The 23,491-nt window shown below is 37.3% G+C and carries 17 protein-coding genes; all 17 read right to left on the bottom strand.

Annotated features, from left to right (window positions below; translation table 11 throughout):
• Window positions 1-9: 9 nt before the first annotated feature.
• The gene (locus tag NYE61_RS01555; RefSeq protein WP_303449728.1) at window positions 10-651 is read right to left on the bottom strand and encodes a helix-turn-helix domain-containing protein; all 642 of its coding nucleotides are present in this window, start codon (window positions 649-651) and stop codon (window positions 10-12) included.
• A 184-nt stretch (window positions 652-835) separates the two neighbouring features.
• Complete coding sequence (gene cysK, locus NYE61_RS01550; RefSeq protein WP_303449730.1) at window positions 836-1,759, bottom strand: cysteine synthase A; 924 nt, start codon at window positions 1,757-1,759, stop codon at window positions 836-838.
• Window positions 1,760-1,785: 26 nt separating this feature from the next.
• Window positions 1,786-2,199, bottom strand: a complete 414-nt coding sequence (locus NYE61_RS01545) for a PH domain-containing protein (protein WP_118890422.1) — start codon at window positions 2,197-2,199, stop codon at window positions 1,786-1,788.
• A 355-nt stretch (window positions 2,200-2,554) separates the two neighbouring features.
• Window positions 2,555-3,418, bottom strand: a complete 864-nt coding sequence (locus tag NYE61_RS01540; protein WP_118890421.1) for a 5'-3' exonuclease H3TH domain-containing protein — start codon at window positions 3,416-3,418, stop codon at window positions 2,555-2,557.
• 15 nt (window positions 3,419-3,433) lie between these two features.
• The gene (locus NYE61_RS01535) at window positions 3,434-7,063 is read right to left on the bottom strand and encodes a dynamin family protein (protein WP_303449734.1); all 3,630 of its coding nucleotides are present in this window, start codon (window positions 7,061-7,063) and stop codon (window positions 3,434-3,436) included.
• 244 nt (window positions 7,064-7,307) lie between these two features.
• A complete protein-coding gene (locus tag NYE61_RS01530) occupies window positions 7,308-8,837 on the bottom strand; it encodes an acyl-CoA carboxylase subunit beta (protein ID WP_095308861.1) in 1,530 nt (509 codons plus the stop codon).
• Between the two features lie 15 nt (window positions 8,838-8,852).
• Entirely contained in the window at window positions 8,853-9,635 is a 783-nt protein-coding gene (locus tag NYE61_RS01525; RefSeq protein ID WP_095308860.1) for an enoyl-CoA hydratase, read from the bottom strand.
• Window positions 9,636-9,859: 224 nt separating this feature from the next.
• Window positions 9,860-10,072 (bottom strand): acetyl-CoA carboxylase biotin carboxyl carrier protein subunit, encoded by a 213-nt coding sequence (locus NYE61_RS01520; RefSeq protein WP_095308858.1) that lies wholly within the window; start codon window positions 10,070-10,072, stop codon window positions 9,860-9,862.
• A gap of 23 nt (window positions 10,073-10,095) precedes the next feature.
• Window positions 10,096-11,436 (bottom strand): acetyl-CoA carboxylase biotin carboxylase subunit, encoded by a 1,341-nt coding sequence (locus NYE61_RS01515; RefSeq protein WP_303449739.1) that lies wholly within the window; start codon window positions 11,434-11,436, stop codon window positions 10,096-10,098.
• A gap of 10 nt (window positions 11,437-11,446) precedes the next feature.
• Window positions 11,447-13,081 carry an AMP-binding protein gene (locus NYE61_RS01510; protein ID WP_303449741.1) on the bottom strand — a complete coding sequence of 545 codons (1,635 nt, stop codon included), beginning with the start codon at window positions 13,079-13,081 and terminating at the stop codon, window positions 11,447-11,449.
• A 24-nt stretch (window positions 13,082-13,105) separates the two neighbouring features.
• Window positions 13,106-14,248 (bottom strand): acyl-CoA dehydrogenase family protein, encoded by a 1,143-nt coding sequence (locus tag NYE61_RS01505; RefSeq protein WP_095308853.1) that lies wholly within the window; start codon window positions 14,246-14,248, stop codon window positions 13,106-13,108.
• Window positions 14,249-14,290: 42 nt separating this feature from the next.
• Entirely contained in the window at window positions 14,291-14,917 is a 627-nt protein-coding gene (locus NYE61_RS01500; RefSeq protein WP_303449804.1) for a TetR/AcrR family transcriptional regulator, read from the bottom strand.
• 358 nt (window positions 14,918-15,275) lie between these two features.
• Entirely contained in the window at window positions 15,276-17,726 is a 2,451-nt protein-coding gene (gene parC, locus NYE61_RS01495; RefSeq protein WP_095308844.1) for a DNA topoisomerase IV subunit A, read from the bottom strand.
• A 243-nt stretch (window positions 17,727-17,969) separates the two neighbouring features.
• Window positions 17,970-19,925, bottom strand: a complete 1,956-nt coding sequence (parE, locus tag NYE61_RS01490; RefSeq protein WP_095308842.1) for a DNA topoisomerase IV subunit B — start codon at window positions 19,923-19,925, stop codon at window positions 17,970-17,972.
• Between the two features lie 406 nt (window positions 19,926-20,331).
• The gene (locus NYE61_RS01485) at window positions 20,332-20,751 is read right to left on the bottom strand and encodes a CoA-binding protein (protein ID WP_303449750.1); all 420 of its coding nucleotides are present in this window, start codon (window positions 20,749-20,751) and stop codon (window positions 20,332-20,334) included.
• Window positions 20,752-20,764: 13 nt separating this feature from the next.
• Window positions 20,765-22,291: an ABC transporter permease/substrate-binding protein gene (locus tag NYE61_RS01480; protein ID WP_303449752.1), complete on the bottom strand. Its 1,527-nt coding sequence runs from the start codon at window positions 22,289-22,291 to the stop codon at window positions 20,765-20,767.
• Window positions 22,284-23,354 carry an ABC transporter ATP-binding protein gene (locus tag NYE61_RS01475; protein ID WP_095308836.1) on the bottom strand — a complete coding sequence of 357 codons (1,071 nt, stop codon included), beginning with the start codon at window positions 23,352-23,354 and terminating at the stop codon, window positions 22,284-22,286. The genes NYE61_RS01480 and NYE61_RS01475 overlap by 8 nt, the downstream gene beginning before the upstream one ends.
• Between the last annotated feature and the right edge of the window lie 137 nt (window positions 23,355-23,491).

Below are 23,491 nucleotides of genomic sequence, written 5' to 3'. Positions count from 1 at the left end.
AAAAGCATCTTAAAATTTCAATAGAAACATTGTATATTTAACAATTAGTACATCATCAAGAAAACCGATAGCAAACATATAATCAGGAATCATATCAATCGTCAAAATAAAATAAATCAAAGCTCCACCCAAAAGTGTAACCTCTGTTTTTGTACCCTTTTGCAGACGAAATCGATGGTACATGTCTTCCAATTGCTGAACAAACGAATTTGCAGAGCCAGCTTTTTTAAGCTTTTCTTTAAAGCTTGTAATAATCATTCTTCGCCCCTCATCAGTTTGACTATATTCCTGATGCACTTTTAATTCTTGCTCGATATTTTCCATTGTCAGTCTTTCCTCTTCAATCTGATATGCGGCAAGTAATTTTTTGGTATATTTAAGCTCCTTCTCAACACCAGGACGATTTTCTTCTTCGTTATCTTTTGAACGATAACCAGCAGCTTCAATTAAATCGACTACTGGAACTTCAAGGCTTTTGGCAAAGTTTTCTAAATGATTTAAATTGGCTTTTCTTTTCCCATTAATAATTCGTGATATTGTCGCTGTGTCAATATCCGTCAACTTACTTAAATGACGCATTGACATTGATTTATCCTGTAACAATTCTCTTATTCGTTTACCTAATTTATTATTTGCACTTTTTATGTCCATTCTCTCATCCTCTCTATCAATCAATAATCATATTAAATTCTGTGTTTGAGGATACACATTATGTTGTACTATACCTTCACGTTGACAAAATGTCAACACAAGGGTCAACGGTTTTTAAGGCATAATTAAGAGACCCTTGAACTTTTCAAGGGTCTTTATCACGATAAGATATTAACAATGATTATTAAACGCCATCGAAAAGATTCATACTTAAATAGCGTTCACCTGTATCAGGCGCAATACAAACTACTCTTTTTCCTTCACCTAGCTTTTTAGCGACTTCTATTGCAGCATAAACTGCTGCCGCACCAGAAGGCCCAATAAAAATACCTTCTTCCTGTGCCAATCTCCGTAATAAACCAATCGCTTCTTCATCGCTGATTTGAATAATTTCGTCATACACACTTGTATTCAATATATCTGGTATAAAACCAGGACTGGTTCCGACTAATTTATGCTTTCCCGGCTTTCCTCCCGAGAGGACTGGTGATCCTTTTGGCTCTACAACTGCTATATGAATTCCAGGAATTTTCTGCTTCAATGTTTCGCCAGTTCCGGTTACTGTCCCTCCAGTTCCAGCTGTACAGACGAATGCATCCAGCTCCCCATCGGTCTGCTCCATAATTTCCAGCGCAGTTGTCGTTCGATGAATATCCGAATTGGCAGTGTTTTCAAATTGCTGCGGGATAAAGCTTCCAGGGATTTCCGCTTGTATCTCCAGTGCCTTTTTAATGGAACCTGGCATCTTCTCTTCACTTGGAGTTAATACAACCTCTGCACCATAAGCTTTTAAAATATTCCTTCTTTCCATTGTACTATTATCGGGCATGACGAGTATTGCTTTATACCCTTTAGCAGCTGCAGTCATCGCAAGGCCAATTCCTGTATTTCCGCTCGTCGGCTCAATAATCGTGTCTCCAGGCTTAATAAGTCCCTTCTCTTCTGCAACTTTAATCATATTAGCTGCTGCACGATCTTTCACACTCTTACTTGGATTAAACATTTCCAGCTTAATATAAATATCTGCTGCGCCCTGTGGAACTAGCTTATTGAGCTTTACTAATGGCGTATTACCGATTAATTCTGTTACATTATGTACTACTTGCATAATTAACCTCTACTTTCCATTCTGAATTATTTATTTAGTAACCTAGTATCAAGTGAAATATCTGGATTCATATCCGTAATAACCTCTAAAAATCGATCTTGATTTTGTGGAGAAATCGAAAATATATCATACCTTCCACATCTAATTTGAATACGATCCATCGATAGTGCTGGCGCTGTTAAAGGTGACTTCGATTTCATGATAACTTCAATCTCATTTATTTTTATTGTTTGGCGGATTGGACCATAATGAATTTTAATTTTTCCACCCTCTATTTTATAACCAGTTTTAAACCAAAACCATAAAAGAAATAGCCCTAAAAGCAGCATGATAAAAGCGGAAATCAGCTGTGCTTTTATTAGTGGTGTGATAAATCCGAGCAAAGCAATTCCCCAGATTACAATCGTTAACCATTTATCCTTTTTCGAAGGGAAATACATTCCATTTCCTCCTCCACTACGTAGTACTTAAATAATTATTGTTTTGTAATCTTTATTATAGACATTTCTTGCAGCCATTACCATTATTTATATCTAATGAAAATCTTTGATCTTACTTCATTACAAATAATTTCTTTATAACGAACTATCTGGAAAAATAGTTTGTTTCTTAATAAAGAACGAATTTGGTTTAAAACATTCCAACCCCGCTTAACTACAACAGAAACCATTTTCTTCAGAGAAATAAATACCCCAGCTTTTTTGTTATATACCCCACTGCCGTATACCGGAAATGTAAAAGGTCAAAAAAATCCCCTGTATATTTGCATACAGAGGATTGATTCGAAATAAAGCTTTATATTAATTTTGCTAAATTTTTAAATTCTAATTCCTCAAATTTCATTGAAACTCTATCTTTATCATATTTCCATAATGCCGTGTCTAATGAACAGCTGATTGGAACATCACATTTAATCCGAGCTAATGACCTTGATAAGTGAAGCATGTCCAAATTGTTGTTAATTTTTGTTTGAACACCTTTTGGAAGCTTATCTATATTATCTAGCAAATTATCAATTGTTTCATATTCCTGCAAGAGCTTTAATGCCGTTTTTTCGCCAATGCCTTTAACACCTGGATAGTTATCAGCGGTATCACCCATTAGTCCTTTTAAATCAATAATTTGCTCTGGAGAAATTCCCTTTTTCTCATAAAAATTATGACGATCAAACACTTCGTAGTTTCCTTGTCCTTTTTTCATGATCGCAACACGGATGCCCTCATCAACAAGCTGCAGTATGTCCTGATCACCAGTAAGAATTATTACTTCATCTGTTTTGCTATAGATGCGCGCGAGAGTTCCAATACAATCATCTGCTTCAAAGTTTACTAAACCAATGTTTGGCATATCAAATGCTTCCACTACTTCTTTAACCAAATCGAATTGTGGAATCAGTTCTTCTGGCGGCGCATCTCGGTTTGCTTTATAGCCTTCATACAACTCTGTACGAAAAGTCTTGCTGCCCATGTCCCAGCAGCATATTACATGTGATGGTTTAAATGTATCGACTGCATCTAAAAAGTAACGCATAAATTGATAAATACCATTTGTGGGAATTCCTTTACTCGTTCGCATGAAGTTCCCTCTAAAAGATGTTGCAAAAAAGCCACGAAACAAAAGGGCCATTCCATCAACGAGCAATACATTTTTTTTATCCATATTTTAACACTTCCTCTAATGCTTTATAATCGACTTTAACTGTTTCTGCTTTTCTAGCAGAACTGGTATATCCACTGTAGATTGCAGCATTTTTAAATAATTATCTACTTGCAAGTGGGCATTTCGTTCCGCTTGCGCACGAATATTTTCAACAAGGCTATCCAATTGATTTTGGTAAGAGCTTTGCATGAAAGAATGATTTGTATCTAAATATTGCTGTGCACAAGGTTTTATTATAGCATACATCTGTTCCTTCATAAATTCTTTTTCATTTTTTTCAAAGAAAGCTTTCGTGCCTTTGTACTTAGAAAATACAGCATTAAATTGATTGGAATCAATGTCAGATAAACCTTTTTGAAAGGCTGGTGTATCAATTTCCAGCTGTTTCATATCTGGCAGTTCAAATAATGAATCGCTCTCTACACTTTTACCGGCCAAAGCCTGGAAGAATTCATTTAATTGCTCGTGCATATAGGACTCTATTCGAAGCGACACAGCTTGCAGCTCTTGATGAAGCTCAAAAGCAATGTATTCGAGCAAATTATCCAAGCTTTCTCTTAGCTGATTTTGTGCTTTCTTCCCTGATTCGGTAATGGTTGTCGGATTATACATTTCTTTGAACATATCATGAAAACGAATTGATAGTCTTTCTAAAACATAAAACAATTGCTTTTCTATTTTTTGAGCAATTTGATCCTGATAAACTGAAGCATCATAGGCATTAATTTCTGATACCAGTTTATTTGCCTTCGTTTTTATATCATTTGCCCTAGTTTCTTTCTCCTGATGGTCCATGTTTATGGATTGGATATAATTATCTAGTGTGTGGCTCGTTCTTCCCATATCACGAATTGCTGATTCAATTGTGAGAGACGAAAGGTCATGATATATAAACTGGTAAAAATCAGCTTCCAGTTGCTGCATTTGTTTGTTAAGCGATTGTTTTGCTATTTTTTGTTCCAATGATGTTTTGCTTGAAACCGGGTAGAGCCTTGGAAGTCGGATACCTAATTGTAATAATTGTCCTTGCACATAATCCGTTACGAGCTTTAATTCTGCTTCGTCAGCGGCTAAATCCGACGCATTGACAATAAAAAACATTTTATCTAACTGAAATGCTTCTTTTACACGTCCTAATTGCATCAAAAAGTCTTTATCTGCGCGTGATAAAGCGTGGTTATAATAGGTTACATAAAGAATTGCATCTGCATGCTTAATATACTCGAAGGCAACGTTCGTGTGCCGTGCATTAATGGAATCTGCTCCTGGTGTATCAACAAGTGTAATCCCTTCTCTTGTAAGTGCACAATCATAATATAGGCTAATGGATTCGATATAACAAGCTTTCGTCTCGTCTGTTACATAGCTTGCAAACTGTTCAAGGTTAATCGTAATATCTTTCCCGATAAAGTTTCGATGGACCTCGTAACCTTTTAACATAGCATGTAAATAAGCTTGATACATCTTGTTTAATTGCTCACTCTTCTCAAGTTCATTTGCTTTAACCCATTCAATTAGTTCGTCAAACTCTGAACCTTTTGGTGATAACTTCTTTGTAATCATTTGTAAGTCTCGGGCTAACATTGCTTGATCTTTTAAGGTAACGACAACAGTACCGTGCGGGTGTTTATCATTAACAGGGCAAATTCTGTTCACTGTTGCAGTTGTTGGGTTTGGTGAGACAGGCAATACTTTCTCACCCATCAACGCATTTGCAAACGATGATTTACCAGCACTAAATGCCCCGAAAAGAGCTATCGTATAGGAGCGGTTTCTCAGTCGATTTGCTTTCTCCGATAAGTCTGTCTTTAAAGACTCAAATCCTGGCAACTCACGAATTAGTTTTATCGTCGATTCAATGCTCTCAACGACATCCTCCATTTTCATTTCCTTCGTAAAACCATTATTCTTGAAATCCTTTTCACTAGGTTTATTGTATTCTCTAGTCGAGACTGTCCTTTTGTCTGCCACTACCCTAATTGGTTTGGGCTTCCTTTCTAATGCTTGCTTAACTAATTCCCATCCGGACGCATCAACTTTTGGTTCACTATATTGTCTCTCTAACTTCGCATATGCTGCTTGCCATTCTGATTGCAGCTGCTTTATTGTTTCACTTATATTCTGTTGATTTTTGAAATGAGTAAAATTATGCTCATGGACTCTCTTTGCATCCTCATTCTTTTTAACAATTAATGATTGCATAACATGCAATTGTTTTCTTGCAAGCTGTTTATATATGCTTTTAATATTTGCCGATACATCATTCGTATAATTTAATACATAATCTCCATTCACTTTCGCACCAGGCTTCATTAATTGCAGTAGATGGTCAAGCTCGTATGTAACCACCATCCCATTAATTTCATTTTGAAGGGAAGTATCATGTATAGCATATTTTTTCAACAATACTAGTAGCTTATCGCGAAACTTCCATTCAATAGACTTGTGCATGTTTTCTTTTAATAGAGCGAGAAATTGTTCTGCTCGTGTATTTTTTTCCTCTTTCGTTTTCTTTTTCGAGGCAAATAGCCCGACCTTAAAATCGGATTGCTGTGATTCTAAAAATAATTGTGCTTTATCCCTAAGATTTGCTGGCATCAAATAGGCATTATTTAATGTTTGTTGCAGCTCTTCCAAAAATTCCTGCTCAAATTTTATCGGTTCATTCTCTAGGTATAATAATTTTTCTTCTGTTGCTTCAAGTTCATCTAAATACGAATCATCGGATCTCGTCGCCTCACCGGCTGTTAGATCATCAATCAGGGATTCATATTTTGTTGCAAGAAATGACCGGTGCTCATCCATTACTTGTCGTACGGATTGTTTAATATGAAGATATTTTGGACGGTCTGGCCCCATCATAATAAATATTTTTTCTTTGATTTGCTCAAATGCGTTATGCGCTATATTCGGTTCTTTTAGTGAAGTATAATAGATATTATTTGGCTTTAAGTTCCATTGATCAAACGTTTGTTTAATACTTTTGTCGAACGATACAAAACGTAGTTCCTGTTCATCATGCTTGTCAATTTGGTTAATAACAACAAAATAAGGCAATTTTTTCTCTTGAATTGACTTCAAGAATTGTAAATTAACCTCTGATTGTACATGATTATAATCCATCACATAAAATAAAACGTCAGCTAAATGTAAGGATGCCTCTGTCATAATTCGATCTGCATCATCTGCAGCATCAATACCAGGTGTATCAATAAGTGCAGATCCAACAGGTACGATTTGTTTACCAGTGCTTATTTCTATTTTTTTAATTGCCTCTTTATCCTTTGAATATTCCTTAATCATTTCAATATCATATGGTTCTTTGTATTCAACAGGCTGCTCTGTCGTAAAAAACACCCTTGCAACAGCATCACCTGAAGTAATTTTAACAACGTTTGCACTGGTAGGTATTGGACTCTTCGGTAAAATTTCTTCTTCTAACAATGCATTAATCATCGAAGATTTCCCGGCTGAAAAGTGTCCAGCAAAACTTATTATCAGCTCATGTTTTTGGTGCTTTTCATAAATGTCAAGGATTTTAGATGCATTTAAATGATCCCCGTTTTGTCTCATCTGGGCATACAAAGCAACTAGCTGTTCTGCATTTAACGACTCTTTTCTATCTTTTACGATCACGGTATTCATGTCCCCTTCTTCCACATCCCAATTTAAAGTCTATTATACGAAATTAGTCATTGGATTGCCACAAATTATAAAAGCGATTTCACAAATAAGGTTATTATTGATTCGCAAAGATAAGTTTGTTTATTAGTTTACATAATATTATTATGGTAATCTAAATGATTAGGAATTCATAGTTAAAAACCTAGAAACATGATTATCTTAGTTTCTAGGTTTTATTTGTCATCTCAATTTTATAATCACCTGTTTATACAGGATATACACCATGCTTTCTTTCGGTGAATGTTACATTTTTAGCTGCATAAACGGAAAAACGGTTCACTAGCTCCTGTCTTAATGTATTTGGATCGATTACGGCATCGATTACCATTTCAGATGCAAGTCGGTAAACATCAATATTTTCTTTATATTCATCTTGCTTTTGTTTAATAAATGCGGCACGATCCTCTTCCGGTAATTGGGCAATTTTATTAGCTTCCACAGCATTTACTGCTGCTTCTGGTCCCATTACCGCAATTTGTGCATTTGGGAAAGCTAAACAGCAATCTGGATCAAACGCTGGTCCTGACATCGCATAAAGACCTGCACCATATGCCTTCCGAACAATGACCGATATTTTTGGTACCGTTACTTCGCTCATCGCTGAAAGCATTTTAGCACCGTGTCGAATAATACCTTGTCTCTCTACCTTTGTTCCTATCATAAATCCTGGTACATCTGTTAAGAATAATAGCGGAATATTAAAGGCATCACAGAGTTGGATAAACTTTGCTGCTTTATCAGCAGAATCCGTAAATAAAACGCCGCCTTTTACGCGTGGCTGGTTTGCGATAATGCCGACAGAGCTGCCCTCAATCCGTGCAAGCCCGGTAATTAATTCAGCTGCAAACTTCTTCTTGATTTCGCAGAAACTGCCTTCATCAATAATTCGGTCAATTAAATCATACATATTAAATGGAGCATTTTGGTTTTCTGGTACGATATCAGTGATCGACTTTTCAAATGCTGGAACAGGTTTCGCTTCAACATTATTCGGCTTCGACCTGAAATTAGCCGGAAAATAGCTTAAATAGTTCTGTGCATAGTGTATTGCCTCTTCTTCCGTCTTCACTAACACATCACCAACACCAGAAACTGAACAATGCATGACTGCACCACCCATTTCCTCCAATGATACCTTTTCTCCGATTACTTTTTCTGCCATTCTTGGTGAACCTAAATACATGGAGGCATTCCCATCAACCATGATCACAATATCACAAAACGCTGGTATATATGCTCCTCCAGCCGCAGATGGTCCAAACAGCAAACATACTTGTGGTACTCTTCCCGATAATTTAATTTGATTATGGAAAATTCGTCCTGCACCACGTCTGCCTGGAAACATTTCGATTTGGTCGGTAATTCTGGCACCTGCAGAGTCTACCAAATAAATCATTGGCAGCTCAAGCTTCATTGCTGTTTCTTGAATCCGCAATATCTTTTCAACCGTTCGCTTCCCCCACGAGCCGGCCTTTACTGTTGAATCATTGGCCATCACACAAACGTCCTGATTGTTGACTTTTCCAATTCCTGTAACAACCCCATCAGATGGTAAATCGTCGTCCAGGCAATTCGCAAAAAATGCATCTTCAATGTTCATCCCGCTATCAAATAAAATCTCTAATCGTTTTCGGACAAAAAGCTTCCCTTTTTCTTCATTGCTTTTATGGTACTTGTCTTTTCCGCCTTTTTCTATTTTACGCATTCTCTCCTGCAATTCTTCTAAATAAGACATGTTGCATCCTCCTCACTAAATACCTTTATATAATGGCTTCCTTTTTTCCTTGAATGCTTGAAGCCCTTCCACTCTATCTACTGTCGGAATGGTTTCCGCATAGCATGCACGTTCAATGTCTAATCCCTCTTTTATATCTGTTTGCGTACCATTATTAATAGCTATTTTCGCCTGTTTTAAAGCAATCGGCCCGTTGGAAGCAATGGTTTTCGCTAACACCAATGCATCTGTTAACAGGTCTGCTTGTTCAGCTGTTTGTTCAACCAGGCCAATAGAGATGGCTTCTGAAGCATCGATTGGTTTCGCAGTAAATATCAAACGCTTAGCATGCCCTGTTCCAATAAGACGAGGCAACCTTTGAGTGCCGCCTGCGCCTGGAATGATGGCTAGAGATGTTTCTGTCAAGCCTAGTTTAATATTTTGTGCAGCAATTCGGATATCACATGAAAGGGCTAATTCTAAACCACCACCATAAGCAGCACCATTAATTGCCGCAATTACGGGCATATTCATCCCTTCAATTGCGGTTACAGTTTCCCCTATGTAACGAACCGCCTTCATTACCTCATCTTCTGACATTCCCTTTCGTTCTTTTAAATCTGCACCAGCGCAAAAAGCTTTCTCGCCTGCCCCCGTAATAACCGTACAATAAATCGATTTGTTTTGGTTAATTTCTTTTATTGCTTCGTTTAATGCAACTAATAATGCATGCGATAGCGCATTCGCAGCTTCTGGTCGGTTCAGCGTTAGGACAGCTACATGTTCCTCATGTATGTTGATCGTAATTAAATCCGACATTTATCCTCATCCTTTAGAAGGTTTATTTTAGGCTTATTTTTATTCTAATCGCAATCATCTGCAGTTCCTTCACAACCTGTCCGTGCCATTTTTATCATGCATTAATGGTCTGTTATACTCCCACCTCTAAACAAGAGGGAAATAATATGTGTGAAGGTGGGAGAGTAAAGACCCCCCACTGAATGAAGTTTCACTTCTATGAAGCAGCCTAGTTATTTTCTAACCTATTCAATAACGGCAAGAACATCTTCATCATTTACAAAATCACCCTCTGCAACTTTTAATTCTTTTACTACCCCAGATGCTTCCGCTGCAATTGGTATCTCCATTTTCATGGACTCAAGTATTACAATATCCTGACCTTCTTCCACTTGTTCTCCTACAGCCACTACAATTTTCCATACATTCCCTGCCATACTCGCTTTCACTTCTTGCATATCCGTATCCTCCTCAGTTTCCTTTATTTATGATAGAATTTTTCAATAAAAGCTGTCGTTGTGTTTCCTTTTATAAATTGTTCATGCTGTACAATCTCTTGCAACATAGGAATATTTGTTTTAATTCCATCGATTTTATAACTGGATAAAGCTTCCTTTAATATAGCGATTGCTTCTTTGCGATTAGACCCTTTTACAATTAATTTTCCAATCATTGGGTCATAAAACGGTGTTACATCATAATCGGCAGTCACACCTACTTCATTCCGTATATTCGGTCCCTCAGGTAATTCAATATGAGAAATATGACCTGGTGAAGGGAAGAACGTAACTGGATTTTCTGCATAAATTCTCGCTTCAATCGCATGACCATCTATTTGCAAATCTGTTTGTTTAATTGTTAATGCCTTACCGGAAGCAATGTGTAGTTGCTCTTCCACAATATCAATTCCTGTAATTTCTTCAGTTATGGGATGTTCAACTTGAATTCTTGTATTCATTTCCAAAAAGTAAAAATTTTCTAATTCATCAACCAGAAATTCAATCGTCCCTGCATTGGTGTACTCAAGTGCCTTGACAGCTTTAACTGCAGCTTCGCCCATACGCTGTCTTGTGGATTCTGAAATAAACTGTGACGGAGCCTCTTCAATAACTTTCTGATTTCGACGCTGTATCGAACATTCACGTTCATATAAATGAATTGCATTTCCGTGATGATCTGCTAAAATTTGTATTTCAATATGGCGGGCATTTTCAATTTTCTTTTCCATAAACATGGATCCATCACCGAAAAATGTCTGTGCACGCTTTGAATTCCCTTCAAATGCTTTGGCCAGCTCTTCTTCTGAGTAAACAACCTGCATACCGATTCCGCCACCCCCAGCCGAGGCCTTGAGCATAATTGGATAACCAATTTTCTCTGCCATTTTTACTGCGTCCTCTATCGCCGCAATCGCTTCATCCGTTCCGGGCACAACAGGAATGCCAATTTTATTCATTGCATTTCTTGCCGCTATTTTACTTCCCATCTGCTTTATGACGCTCCCTGTTGGTCCAATGAATATCAATCCTTCTTCCAAACAGCGATTAGCAAATGCTTCATTCTCACTAAGAAAACCATATCCAGGATGAATCGCGCAGGCTTTCGCTTCTTTTGCGACAGCAATTATCCGTTCAACATTTAAATAGCTCTCATTTACACGTGGAGCTCCAACCAAAAAGCTCTGATCCGCCATCGATACATATGGAGCCTCTTGATCTGCTTCTGAATAAATAGCTACTGTTTGAATTCCTAATTTCTTACATGTGCGAATAATTCGTGCTGCAATTTCTCCTCGATTTGCAATAAGCACCTTTTTTATCATATGCTCCCCCCTAGGATTGAAGTTGCTGCATCGCAATCTCTCTTAATTTAAACTTCTGTATCTTCCCGCTAGCTGTCATTGGATATACATCGACAAATTCGATATACTTGGGTATCTTGTGCCTCGATATTTTTCCATTACAATAATCTTTAATTTCTTCGCTTGTTATCTGTTTATTATCCTTTAAAATAATCCAAGCCATGACTTGCTCTCCATATTTTTCATCAGGTACTCCGATTACTTGTACATCTAGAATGTCTGGATGCTGATATAAAAACTCCTCAATCTCTCGTGGGTAAATATTCTCTCCGCCGCGTATAATCATATCTTTCATTCGTCCAGTTATTTCAATATAGCCATTTTTATGCAACACCGCTAAATCACCGGTATGAAGCCAACCTTGCTTATCAATGGCTTCCTTCGTTGCCTCGGGATTATTGTAATAGCCTTTCATCACAAGATACCCTCGAGTTAGCAGCTCACCTGGAACACCGATTTCTTGTTCTGTATCCGTTCCAGGTATAACGATTTTTACTTCCACATTAGGGTGTGGTTTTCCAACCGTATTTACTTTCAATTCAATTGGATCGTCTGTTCTTGTTTGTGATATCACCGGTGACGATTCTGTTTGACCATAAGCAATTGTAATTTCTTTTGCGCCCATTTTATTCATCACATTGGACATTACTTCTACTGGACAAGTTGATCCCGCCATAATACCTGTTCGCAAATGAGACAGATCAAACTCATGAAAACGAGGATGATTTAATTCTGCAATGAACATTGTAGGAACGCCATGAAGTCCCGTGCATTTTTCTTCTGAAACAGCTTGCAATACCTTCTCTGCGTGAAATTGCTCCAGTATAACCATCGTTGTACCTTTGGATACCGCAGCAAGTATGCCTAATACACAGCCAAAACAATGGAAAAATGGTACTGGTATGCATAATCGATCGTTAGGAGTAAGCTTCATGCAATCAGCAATCTGATTGCCATTGTTGACAATGTTTCGATGTGTTAGCATAACCCCTTTTGGAAATCCAGTAGTTCCTGATGTATATTGCATGTTAATGACATCATCTTCGTTCAGCGATTGTTTCCGTTGCTCTAAATGAACATTATTGATACCATTACCTTTTGCAATGACTTCCTTCCACGTATAGGCATAATGATATTCCGCATTACTAATTACAATGATATTTTTTAAGTTTGGTAATGTTTCTAACCGTAATTTTCCTTTTTCCTGAACTCCTAACTCGGGGCATAGCTGTTTTAAAATATCAACATAGGATGTTCCTTTATAGCTTTCGGCCATTATTAAGGTTGTTGCTTCAGACTGCTTTAGTAAATATGTTAATTCATTCGCTTGATAATTTGTATTTACCGTTACAAGGACAGCTCCCATTTTGCCGGTTGCAAATTGTGATGTAATCCATTCTGGTTTATTATCAGCCCATATTGCTACATTTTCCCCTTTTTGAATACCTAGGGCCATCAATCCTTTTGCGGCTTGGTTGACCATTTCATTAAATTCCGAATATGTTTTCCGTAATTTTAATTCTGGATAGACGATTGCTTCATGATTTGGATATAAATCCACCTGTTTTTCAAGCAGCTCACCAACAGTTAAGCCTAATAATGACATGAATTCTCCCCTTCCTAATCTGGACTAGCAGCCTAGTTCTCTAGCAATAACCAATCGTTGAACCTCAGACGTTCCTTCCCCAATTTCTAGTAGCTTTGCATCACGTAAATAGCGTTCCACCTCATATTCACGCATATAACCATAGCCCCCATGAATTTGGATCGCTTGATTTGCCGAGCGGAATGCTGTTTCACTCGCAAACAGTTTGGCATATGCGGCTTCTTTTCCAAAAGGCTTTCCTTGATCCTTTAACCATGCAGCTTTATGCACCATATTTCTTGCAAGCTCAACTTCCATTGCCATATCAGCAAGCTTGAATTGGATCGCTTGGAATTTAGAAATTGAATTACCGAACTGCTTCCGGTCTTTTGCATATGCTAGTGCTTTATCAAGTGATGCTTGCGCTATTCCAAGTCCAAGTGCTGCAATTGAAATTCTCCCTCCATCTAAGGTATAGAGAAATTGATTGAAACCTTTATGTTCTTCTCCCAATACATTTGTTCTTGGCACACGAACATTTTCAAGTACAATTTCAGCCGTATCCGACCCGCGAACCCCCATCTTATCGTAATTGCTCGTTATCGTAACCCCTTTCGTATCTGCAGGAACAATAATTGAAGAGATCATGCTTTTTCCTTGTTCATTTTTACCAGTGACAGCGGTTACAATAATGATTTTGGCAAAGCTTGCATTCGTAATAAAGCATTTTTCACCATTAATGATATAATCTTCTCCATCAATTATCGCGGTCGTTTTCGTTCCTCCTGCATCTGATCCAGCATTTGGTTCGGTTAATCCAAATGATCCAAGCGCTTTCCCTGAAGCAAGGGGCTTTAAATAGGTTTCTTTTTGCTCGTCAGTTCCGAAATAATAGAGTGGACTTGCACCAAGAGAAACTGCCGCAGCATAACTTAATCCAGTACTTCCACATACACGCCCAATCTCTTCCACTGCTAACGCATAAGAAACTGTATCTCCACCAGATCCACCATACTCATCTGGAAACGGAATTCCTAGTAAGCCAAGCTCCCCCATTTGATCAAAAATATCGCTTGGAAATTCTGCTTTCGTGTCAATTTCAACTGCTCTTGGTCGGATGACTTCTTCAGCAAAGTCTCGAACCATCTTCTTAATCATCGCTTGTTCTTTCGTTAATTCGAAATTCATGCTATTCCCCCTCATAAGTTAAGACCGACTAGTTGGTCTGTTTTAGCCATTTCGATTCCCTTTTGCAAAGAATGGCAAGTCTAACAGTATTTCTTTATAATTATCTTTAGAAATCGTTTCTGTTTGGAGAACTGCATGCAAAATTAAATCAACAAAGATATCTCCAATTTCATCCATCGTGTTTGCACCTGATTGCCGGTACCACTTATAAATCCAGTTCACCATTCCTAAGATTGCCATTGTTGTAATTTCAATGGACAGTTCTTCTCGAAACTCACCAGACTTCTTTCCCTCTTCAATTGTTCGCATGACAATTTGTTTGAATTGATCCCTTTTGTCTTTCACTGACCTTTGATATTGTTGCTTTAAATACGTACTCTCCTGATAAAAGACAGAAATATGTGCTTTATACAGGCCGAAAACGTTTACAAATTCTTTCACAATTGCTTTTAATTTTTGGGTTGGTGAATGATGCGTTTCATATGCGTAAATCCCTTTTTCTAATACATGCGTTATAAATGTATCGTGAATTTCAAATAATAATTCATCTTTAGAGGTGAAATGATGATAAAATCCACCTTTAGAAGTACCTACATTTTCAACAATCTGATTCACACTAACTCCATGAAACCCGTATTGTTCAAATAAAATTAAAGACGACTGGATGATTTTATTTCGTAATTCCGTTTATAAGCCCTCCTTCAATAAATTTACTCTTACTTTACCATACTAATCTGAATTTAGAAAGTGTTTTCATAGTTATAAATAAAGTTGGTTCATTGAATTAGATTTGAAAGAAACTGCGAACTAACTTCTCGGCTGTTTTCTTCAAGTATGTGCAATAATCGCCGTCCGGGAGCGCATCGATATCGTTTTTAATTCCATATACTAGCAAAGATATTTCCGGAGCGGGTAGACGCACAATCCATTTAAATACACTAATCCACAGTTTATATATTTTCAGTACTAGAAATAATAATGTTAAACAACATTAAATAGGGGCAGCTTAAAAGCTACCCCTGTAATTTTATTCTATTTCATCAAATGGTTTTTGATAAACCGCTTCTTTCCACACTTCAGTTACTTCACCTTCGTTATCCGAATCGATAACAAAGGATCCATTACTAGATCGATCGCTTGCAGATAACTCAAGCGGGAATAAGTTGTGCAGACTGCCATTACTTGTTTCAAAACATATTGTATCATTTTCATTTATTGCGAAAAACCCTTTGATTCGATGTGGCTTACTTTTTAATTCTCTTAACATGGTTAACCCACGCTTAGCACGAGTTGATTTTTCAAATTCCCTCATTCTCATTCGTTTGCAAGCTCCGCGCTGTGTAATAATAACAATTGAAGGGTTAGTTAGTTCATTAAATACCTGTCCATTAACAATGAATTCCTCATCTTTGAGCATCATTGCTTTTACGCCAGCAGCTCTCTGTCCAACTACTGAGATTTCCGATTCATGGTACCATAATCCATACCCTTTATTCGAAACAAGGAACACATCCATATTTCCGTCTGTTTGACAAACATTAACTACCTCATCACCATTTTTCAGATTTAATGCGATAAGTGCTTTCGATTTCCGCTGCGCATCATAAAGACTGAATTCGCTTCGTTTTACCATACCGTTTTTTGTAAAGAACAGCAGGTAATTCATTGACTCATTAAAATCGCGTACTGGAATACATTGAATGAGTCGTTCATCCTTGTCAAGCTGGGCAATATTCGATACATGCTGTCCAGTGTCTTTCCAACGAATGTCTGGAAGCTCGTGAACTGGAGTGATCAAATATTTCCCTTTATTCGTAAATAGAAGCACTTTGTCAGTCGTATTTACTTCTAGTAAACTAATCGGATAATCATGTTCCTTTAAGGCCAAATCTTCGCCATTTGAAGCACTATACGATCGCAAACTTGTGCGTTTAATATATCCATCTTTCGTTACTGAAACAAGTACATCCTCACTTGCAACAGTTACTTCAATATTGATTTTCAGCTCTTCAATTTCTGCTTCAATCATCGTACGTCGACCTTCAGCAAATGTCTTTTTAATTTGTTTCAAATCTTTTTTGATTGTTTGAAGTAGCTTCTTTTCACTATTAAGAATACCCTCTAATTGTTCAATTCTTTTTAGTAATTCGGCAGCTTCACTTTGAAGTTGTGTAATATCCGTATTTGTCAGCCTGTATAATTGTAGTGTAACAATTGCCTCTGCTTGCGCTTCTGTAAAACCGTATGCTTCCATAATTTGTTTCTTCGCATCAGATTTATCTTTTGAAGCACGGATTGTCGCAATTAATTCATCTAAAATAGAGATTGCCTTTATCAGGCCTTCTACGATATGGGCACGATCTCTGGCTTTTTTTAAATCAAATTTGGTTTGTCTTGTAACTACATCTTTCTGATGCCCAATATACGCATCTAGCATTTGAGGTAATGACAATAGTTTCGGAGTTTTGTCCTGAATGGCAACCATATTGAAATGATAGGTCACTTGCAAATCCGTATTTTTATAAAAATAATTCAAAATGCCTTCACTATCTGCATCTCGTTTCAATTCAATAACAACACGTAAACCAGTACGATCTGTCTCATCTCGTACTTCTGCAATACCTTCTACTTTACGATCGATTCGCAGCTCGTCCATCTTCTTAACCATATTGGCCTTATTGACCTCATACGGTATGTCCGTAATGACTATTTGTTCTCGATTACCTCGAACAGCTTCAATCTCTGCCCTTCCACGAATAATAATTTTACCGCGACCTGTTTCATATGCCTTTCGGATACCATCAATACCTTGAATAATTCCTCCGGTTGGAAAATCAGGACCTTTCATTACTTGCATCAATTCCTGAACAGTAACTTCTGGATTATCCATCCGCATAATAACAGCATCAATTACCTCTGCTAAATTATGCGGGGGAATATCCGTTGCATAACCTGCAGAGATACCTGTCGAGCCATTCACAAGCAGGTTAGGAAATTTCGCTGGTAGAACAACTGGTTCAGAACTCGTTTCATCAAAGTTTGGGATAAATTCAACAGTTTCCTTGTCAATATCACGTAAAAGCTCTGACGAGATACTGGATAATCTAGCTTCTGTATAACGCATAGCTGCCGGTGGATCTCCATCAATACTTCCGTTATTCCCATGCATTTCAATCAAAACATTTCTTACTTTCCAATCTTGACTTAAACGAACCATTGCCTCGTAGACTGAAGAATCACCATGTGGATGATAGTTACCAATAACGACACCCACCGTTTTAGCAGATTTCCGGAAATGCTTATCATGTGTATTCTTCTCTTCATGCATCGCATAAAGTATTCTTCGCTGTACTGGCTTTAGCCCATCCCTTGCATCTGGCAAAGCCCTGTCTTGAATAATATATTTACTGTATCGTCCAAATCTGTCACCAATTACTTCTTCTAATGGAAGATCTAAAAACTTTTCTGTTTGTGACAAATCAATCCCCCCTTACTTGTTTCCATCTATATTCTTGTTTTGGGATCGCTTTATAAAGTGAAACTTTAATTCAGTGGGAGTTTCACTTTCTCTCCCACTAATGTCAGCACCACTAGGGAGAACCGCAGGCCCTTGAAAAGAATCAGGAACTTACGGAATGTTTACCCCATCATCACATTTTTACTTCTCTCCATTTTAGCGTGGGGTATTACAACCCATTAATACGTAATAAATTCGATATACTTAATGTTCGGAATGTATCCTTTCATTTTCTAAAATGTTAGTATCCTCTTCCAAACCAAATTTAACATGTCCCTCTATCCATTTCCTTCTTGGCTCTACTTTATCCCCCATTAATGTTGTTACACGACGCTCTGCTCTTGCAATATCTTCAATGGTTACCCGGATTAATGTTCTTGTTTCTGGATTCATTGTCGTTTCCCAAAGTTGGTCAGCGTTCATTTCACCAAGACCTTTATAACGCTGAATCGTGTATCCATTTTTAAACACTTTAAGAGCTTCTTTCATTTCAGCCTCATCCCAAGCATAGACAATTTTTTCACTTTTTCCTTTACCCTTAGAGATTTTAAATAGAGGCGGCAGTGCGATAAATACTTTTCCTGCTTCTACAAGGGAACGCATATAACGATAAAAGAACGTTAATAAAAGTACTTGAATATGAGCACCATCTGTATCCGCATCCGTCATAATAATAATTTTATCGTATTGCACATCATCCAAGTCAAAGTCCCCGCCAACTCCAGCTCCAATTGTATGGATAATAGTTGAAATCTCTTCATTCTTAAACACGTCTTGCAGCTTAGCTTTTTCTGTATTAATTACTTTTCCGCGCAAAGGTAAAACAGCCTGGAATTTTCTATCTCTTCCCTGTTTAGCAGAACCCCCTGCTGAATCACCCTCAACAAGGTAGAGTTCATTTCTTTGTGGATTTTTCGATTGTGCCGGTGTGAGCTTTCCACTAAGAATCGTATCTTTTCTTTTACGTTTTTTACCTGACCTTGCATCCTCACGTGCTTTACGAGCTGCTTCGCGGGCTTCTTTCGCCTTTATTGCTTTCTTAACGAGCATGCCAGATACATCTGGGTTTTCTTCTAGAAAATAATTTAGATTTTCAGATACGACTGCATCAACAACAGATCGAGCTTCAATAGTGCCTAATTTGCCTTTCGTTTGCCCTTCAAATTGAAGCTTATCCTCAGGCACTCGAACAGAAATAATTGCAGTAAGTCCTTCTCGTATATCTGTACCTTCTAGATTTTTATCCTTCTCTTTTAATGTACCTATTCTTCTAGCATATTCATTGAATGTTCTCGTAATGGCACTTCGCGCACCAGATTCGTGTGTTCCACCATCTCTTGTACGAACATGGTTAACGAAAGAAAGCATGCTCTCTGCATAACCATCATTAAATTGAAACGCAAACTCGACCTCTAACCCATGCTGTTCCCCTTCAAAAGATACAACTGGATGTAATGTATCCTTCTCTTCATTTACATAGTCGACAAAGGAAACGAGGCCATCTGGAAACTCATATAATTCCTTTTCATTATTTCGCTCATCAATAAGTTCTATTTTTAAACCTTTTAATAAAAATGCAGACTCACGCAAACGTTCCGAAATGGTCTCAAAATCATAATCTGTTGTACTAAAAATCGTCGGGTCTGGCTTAAAATGAATAGTAGTTCCTTTCTTCCTTGTTGGACCTCTTTTTTCAAGCGAGCTAACTGGTTTTCCACCAGCCTCAAAACGCTGATAATATATAAACCCGTCCCGATGTATTGTTACGTCCAACCATTCGGATAATGCGTTTACTACGGATGATCCTACACCATGTAATCCACCACTTGTTTTATATCCACCTTGTCCAAACTTTCCACCTGCATGGAGCACCGTAAAAATAACCTCGGTTGTCGGTTTGCCAGTGCTATGCATTCCGGTGGGTATACCGCGTCCACTGTCCTGAACAGAAATACTATTATCTTTATGTATCGTTACTTTAATTTCATTTCCATAGCCTGCTAAAGCTTCATCAACAGCATTATCCACAATTTCAAAAACAAGGTGGTGCAGCCCACGGCTGTCTGTACTTCCTATATACATTCCTGGTCTTTTTCTAACAGCGTCAAGACCCTCTAGAACTTGGATGGAATCATCCGAATATTGGAATTCATTATTCAATCAATCCACTACTCCTTTCAAAAACAAAAACAATCCACTTTCTTTATAATAGAACAATTGTTCGTAATTGTAAATTAATCATTTTTTTTATAAGACACCTTCTATTCAATCATCATATCGCAGAATATGCTAATAAGTATACTACAATTGCCATTTTAATGCATAAAACAGCTAAAAAACATTCTATACGTGCTATATATTCCCTACGTAATTTTAAATCGTGTGAAATTGTAAACATACTAAATTTGGAAGAAAAAGTAAATATATCCCCCGTACTTGCATTGTTTTTATCTTAGTTATAATCGCATTTAAAACCCTGTGGACGAATGTTTATTTGCTTAATTGCCAATAAAAAGGATGACATAAGTTCGTCATCCTTTTCAAGCATTTTTTAAATTGTTGACCATTATTTTTTAACAAGCACAGCATGCACCACTTTAATGCAAAGATCCATAATTACGGTAAAATCTCTTTCTTTTAGGTAATGATAGGCTTCTTCATTGACAATTCCTTGCTGGGCCCAAAAAATACGACAATCAGTCTCTACTGCTTCTTTCGCAATTTCTGGTAAATACTCTGGTCTTCTAAAAATGTTTATAATATCAATCTTGTCTGGAATAGCCGTTAGCGAAGAATATGCCTTCTCACCAAGCACCTCTTCCACTGTCGGATTAACAGGAATAATTCGATATCCGACCTCCTGCATAATTTTTGCAATTTGATAGGCTGTTTTATCTTGATTATTAGATAGTCCTACTACTGCAATCGTTTTTGCTGATTCTAATATTTCTTTTAATTCATCATTTGCTGGATTTTCCCAAGCCACCTGAACACCCTCCTTAATTTGTTATCAAACCTTCTCGTATTAAGTATTCCCTTGCAACTTCTTCTGGCGATTCATCTTCATAATCCACTTGATAATTCATTTCACGCATTTCATCATCCGTTATTTTTCCAGCGAGCTGATTTAAAATATCTCGTAGTTCCGGGTATTCCTCTAATGTATCCTCACGCAATAGAGGAGCACCTTGATATGGTGGAAATAGATTCTCTGGATCGGATAATGTTACTAAATCCAATTCTACCATATAACTATCCGTGGCATAAGCATCAATGATGTCAACCTCACCGTTTGATAGCGCAGATTCTCTTATTCCTGGTTCCATTGTTTTTACGTCTGCGATTTGAAGATTATATAAGTCTTGCATTCCCACGTATCCATCATAACGATCGTTAAATTCTAATGTAAACCCAGCAGTAATCTCATTCTCAATTTGTTTTAAATCACCAATTTCTTCAAGATCGTATCTTTCCGCCAATTCTTTTGTCGTTGCTACGGTGTACGTATTATTATATTCCATTGGCATAAGCAATTCCATGCCAAATTCCTCTTTCATCCCTTGTTTTGCCTGTTCATAAACTTCCATAGCATCATTGCTTGCTGCTTGGTCTTCTAAGTGTGTTACGATAGCAGTTCCAGTAAATTCTGGGAAAATATCAATACTCCCCTCTTGCAGTGCACTAAAAACAAAGGCAGTTTTCCCGAGATTTGGCTCCAATCCAACTTCAAGGTCTGTGTCTTCTTCAATTAGCAATTTGTACATATTCATAAGTATAGCCGGTTCAGATCCCAATTTTCCACCAATAACAAGATCATCCTGTTTAGTTCCATTAAAAATAAGTGGCGTGACGACGATTAGAACTACAAGTACAAGCATAGCTATAAAAGATTTTAAACCTGCTTTTTTTGAAAAACGTTCAAAAATACGCAATATCATATCCAATATAATTGCAAGCAATGCTGCAGGTATCGCTCCAAGTAATATTAGATGAATATCTGCACCACGATCTAATCCTAGTAAAATAATTTCACCTAATCCTCCAGCACCAATTAAAGCAGCAATTGTTGTCGTACCCACGATTAAGACCATAGACGTTCGGATCCCAGCCATAATTACTGGCATGGCAATTGGTAATTCAATTTTAGTTAAACGTCGGAAGGAATTCATTCCCATTCCAGTAGCAGCTTCTTTTAGCGCAGGATTTACTTCTTTAATACCGGTATATGTATTTCTTAGAATTGGTAATAAAGCATAAAGAATTAATGCAATAATTGCAGGTGTAGTACCTATCCCAAAGAACGGAATAAGAAATGCCAGTACAGCAAGACTCGGTATTGTCTGCAAAACAGCTGAAATGCCAATTACGGGCTCTGCTGCTTTAGGATACCTAGTCAAAAGCAATCCTAATGGAACTGCAATAACAATTGCAATAATTAATGAGATCAAGGAGATCTGCAGATGTTCCATAATCGTTTGCCAAAGCATATCTTGTCGTTGCTTGAAAACAGCAATAAAATTATCCAATATGTGTCACCCCATTTTCTGTATCTGTTTTACTTTTTAGGAATGAAACAATTTGTGGATAAGTTAAAATGCCAACAACTTGTTGTCTATTCAAAACAGGGAACAGTGTCTGATCACTTTCCTGAAGTAACTCAACAGCTTGATACAATGGCATATCGTGTTGAATCGTCTTTCCATGAAACACACTGCCATTTCTAACCATATCTACATAATGACTATTTTCATCGATTACGATATAGGTTCCCTGACGTGGAAAAGTCTGTGACTCGTAAATGGATTTCGTTATAATTGCATCCATCTGTTGATCTGCAATCCCCCCAACTTCTGTTTGCCATGGGGATTTTTTATTTCCGAGAAAATCTTTAACAAAATTATTAGCTGGGTTTAAAACTAATTGTTCCGCTTTGTCTACCTGAACCATTTTACCGTCCTTCATTAAACAAATACGATCACCTAACTTCAATGCTTCATCCATGTCATGGGTTACAAATACAATTGTCTTCTTAATTTCCTTCTGTAATTTCTGAATATCGTTTTGTAGTTGTTCTCTACTGATCGGATCCAGAGCACTAAATGGTTCGTCCATTAATATAATATCTGGATCAGCAGCGAGTGCACGAATGACACCAATCCGTTGCTGCTGTCCTCCAGAAAGTTCTCCCGGCATACGATTCCCGAATGTCGATGGATCTAAACCAACCATATCAAGAAGATCATGGCTTCGACTTACAATTTCTTGCTTTTTCCATTTTTTCATTTCAGGAACTACTGCAATATTTTCAGCAATTGACATATGGGGGAATAATGCAATTTGCTGAAGAACATAACCAATATTCCATCTTAATTCGTGTATGTTATAATCTGTAATAGCTTTACCATTTATGTATATTGATCCTGATGTGGGATCAATTAATCGATTAATCATTTTCATCGTTGTTGTCTTTCCACATCCGCTGGGTCCAATTAATGTCAGCAGTTCCCCCTCTTTAATTTCTAGCGAAAAATCTTTAATTGCTTCCGTTCCATCTGGATATACTTTATGTACATTTTTAAATTCGATCATGGCTTTGCTCCTCGTTATTCAAAGTCTACTTTTAGGGTAATACCCTCTTTTCTTTTTTATAAACATTTTAATTCTTAAATCGTTATCGTATAATAGTTCATATTTTAGGTTCTTTATCTTTACGGTTCATGCTAAAA

This window comes from Oceanobacillus sp. FSL W7-1304, from assembly GCF_037969805.1.
GTDB lineage: Bacteria > Bacillota > Bacilli > Bacillales > Amphibacillaceae > Oceanobacillus > Oceanobacillus profundus.
The sequence above is the reverse complement of the archived record's forward strand: the minus strand, read 5'-3'. Positions and strand labels throughout refer to the sequence as shown.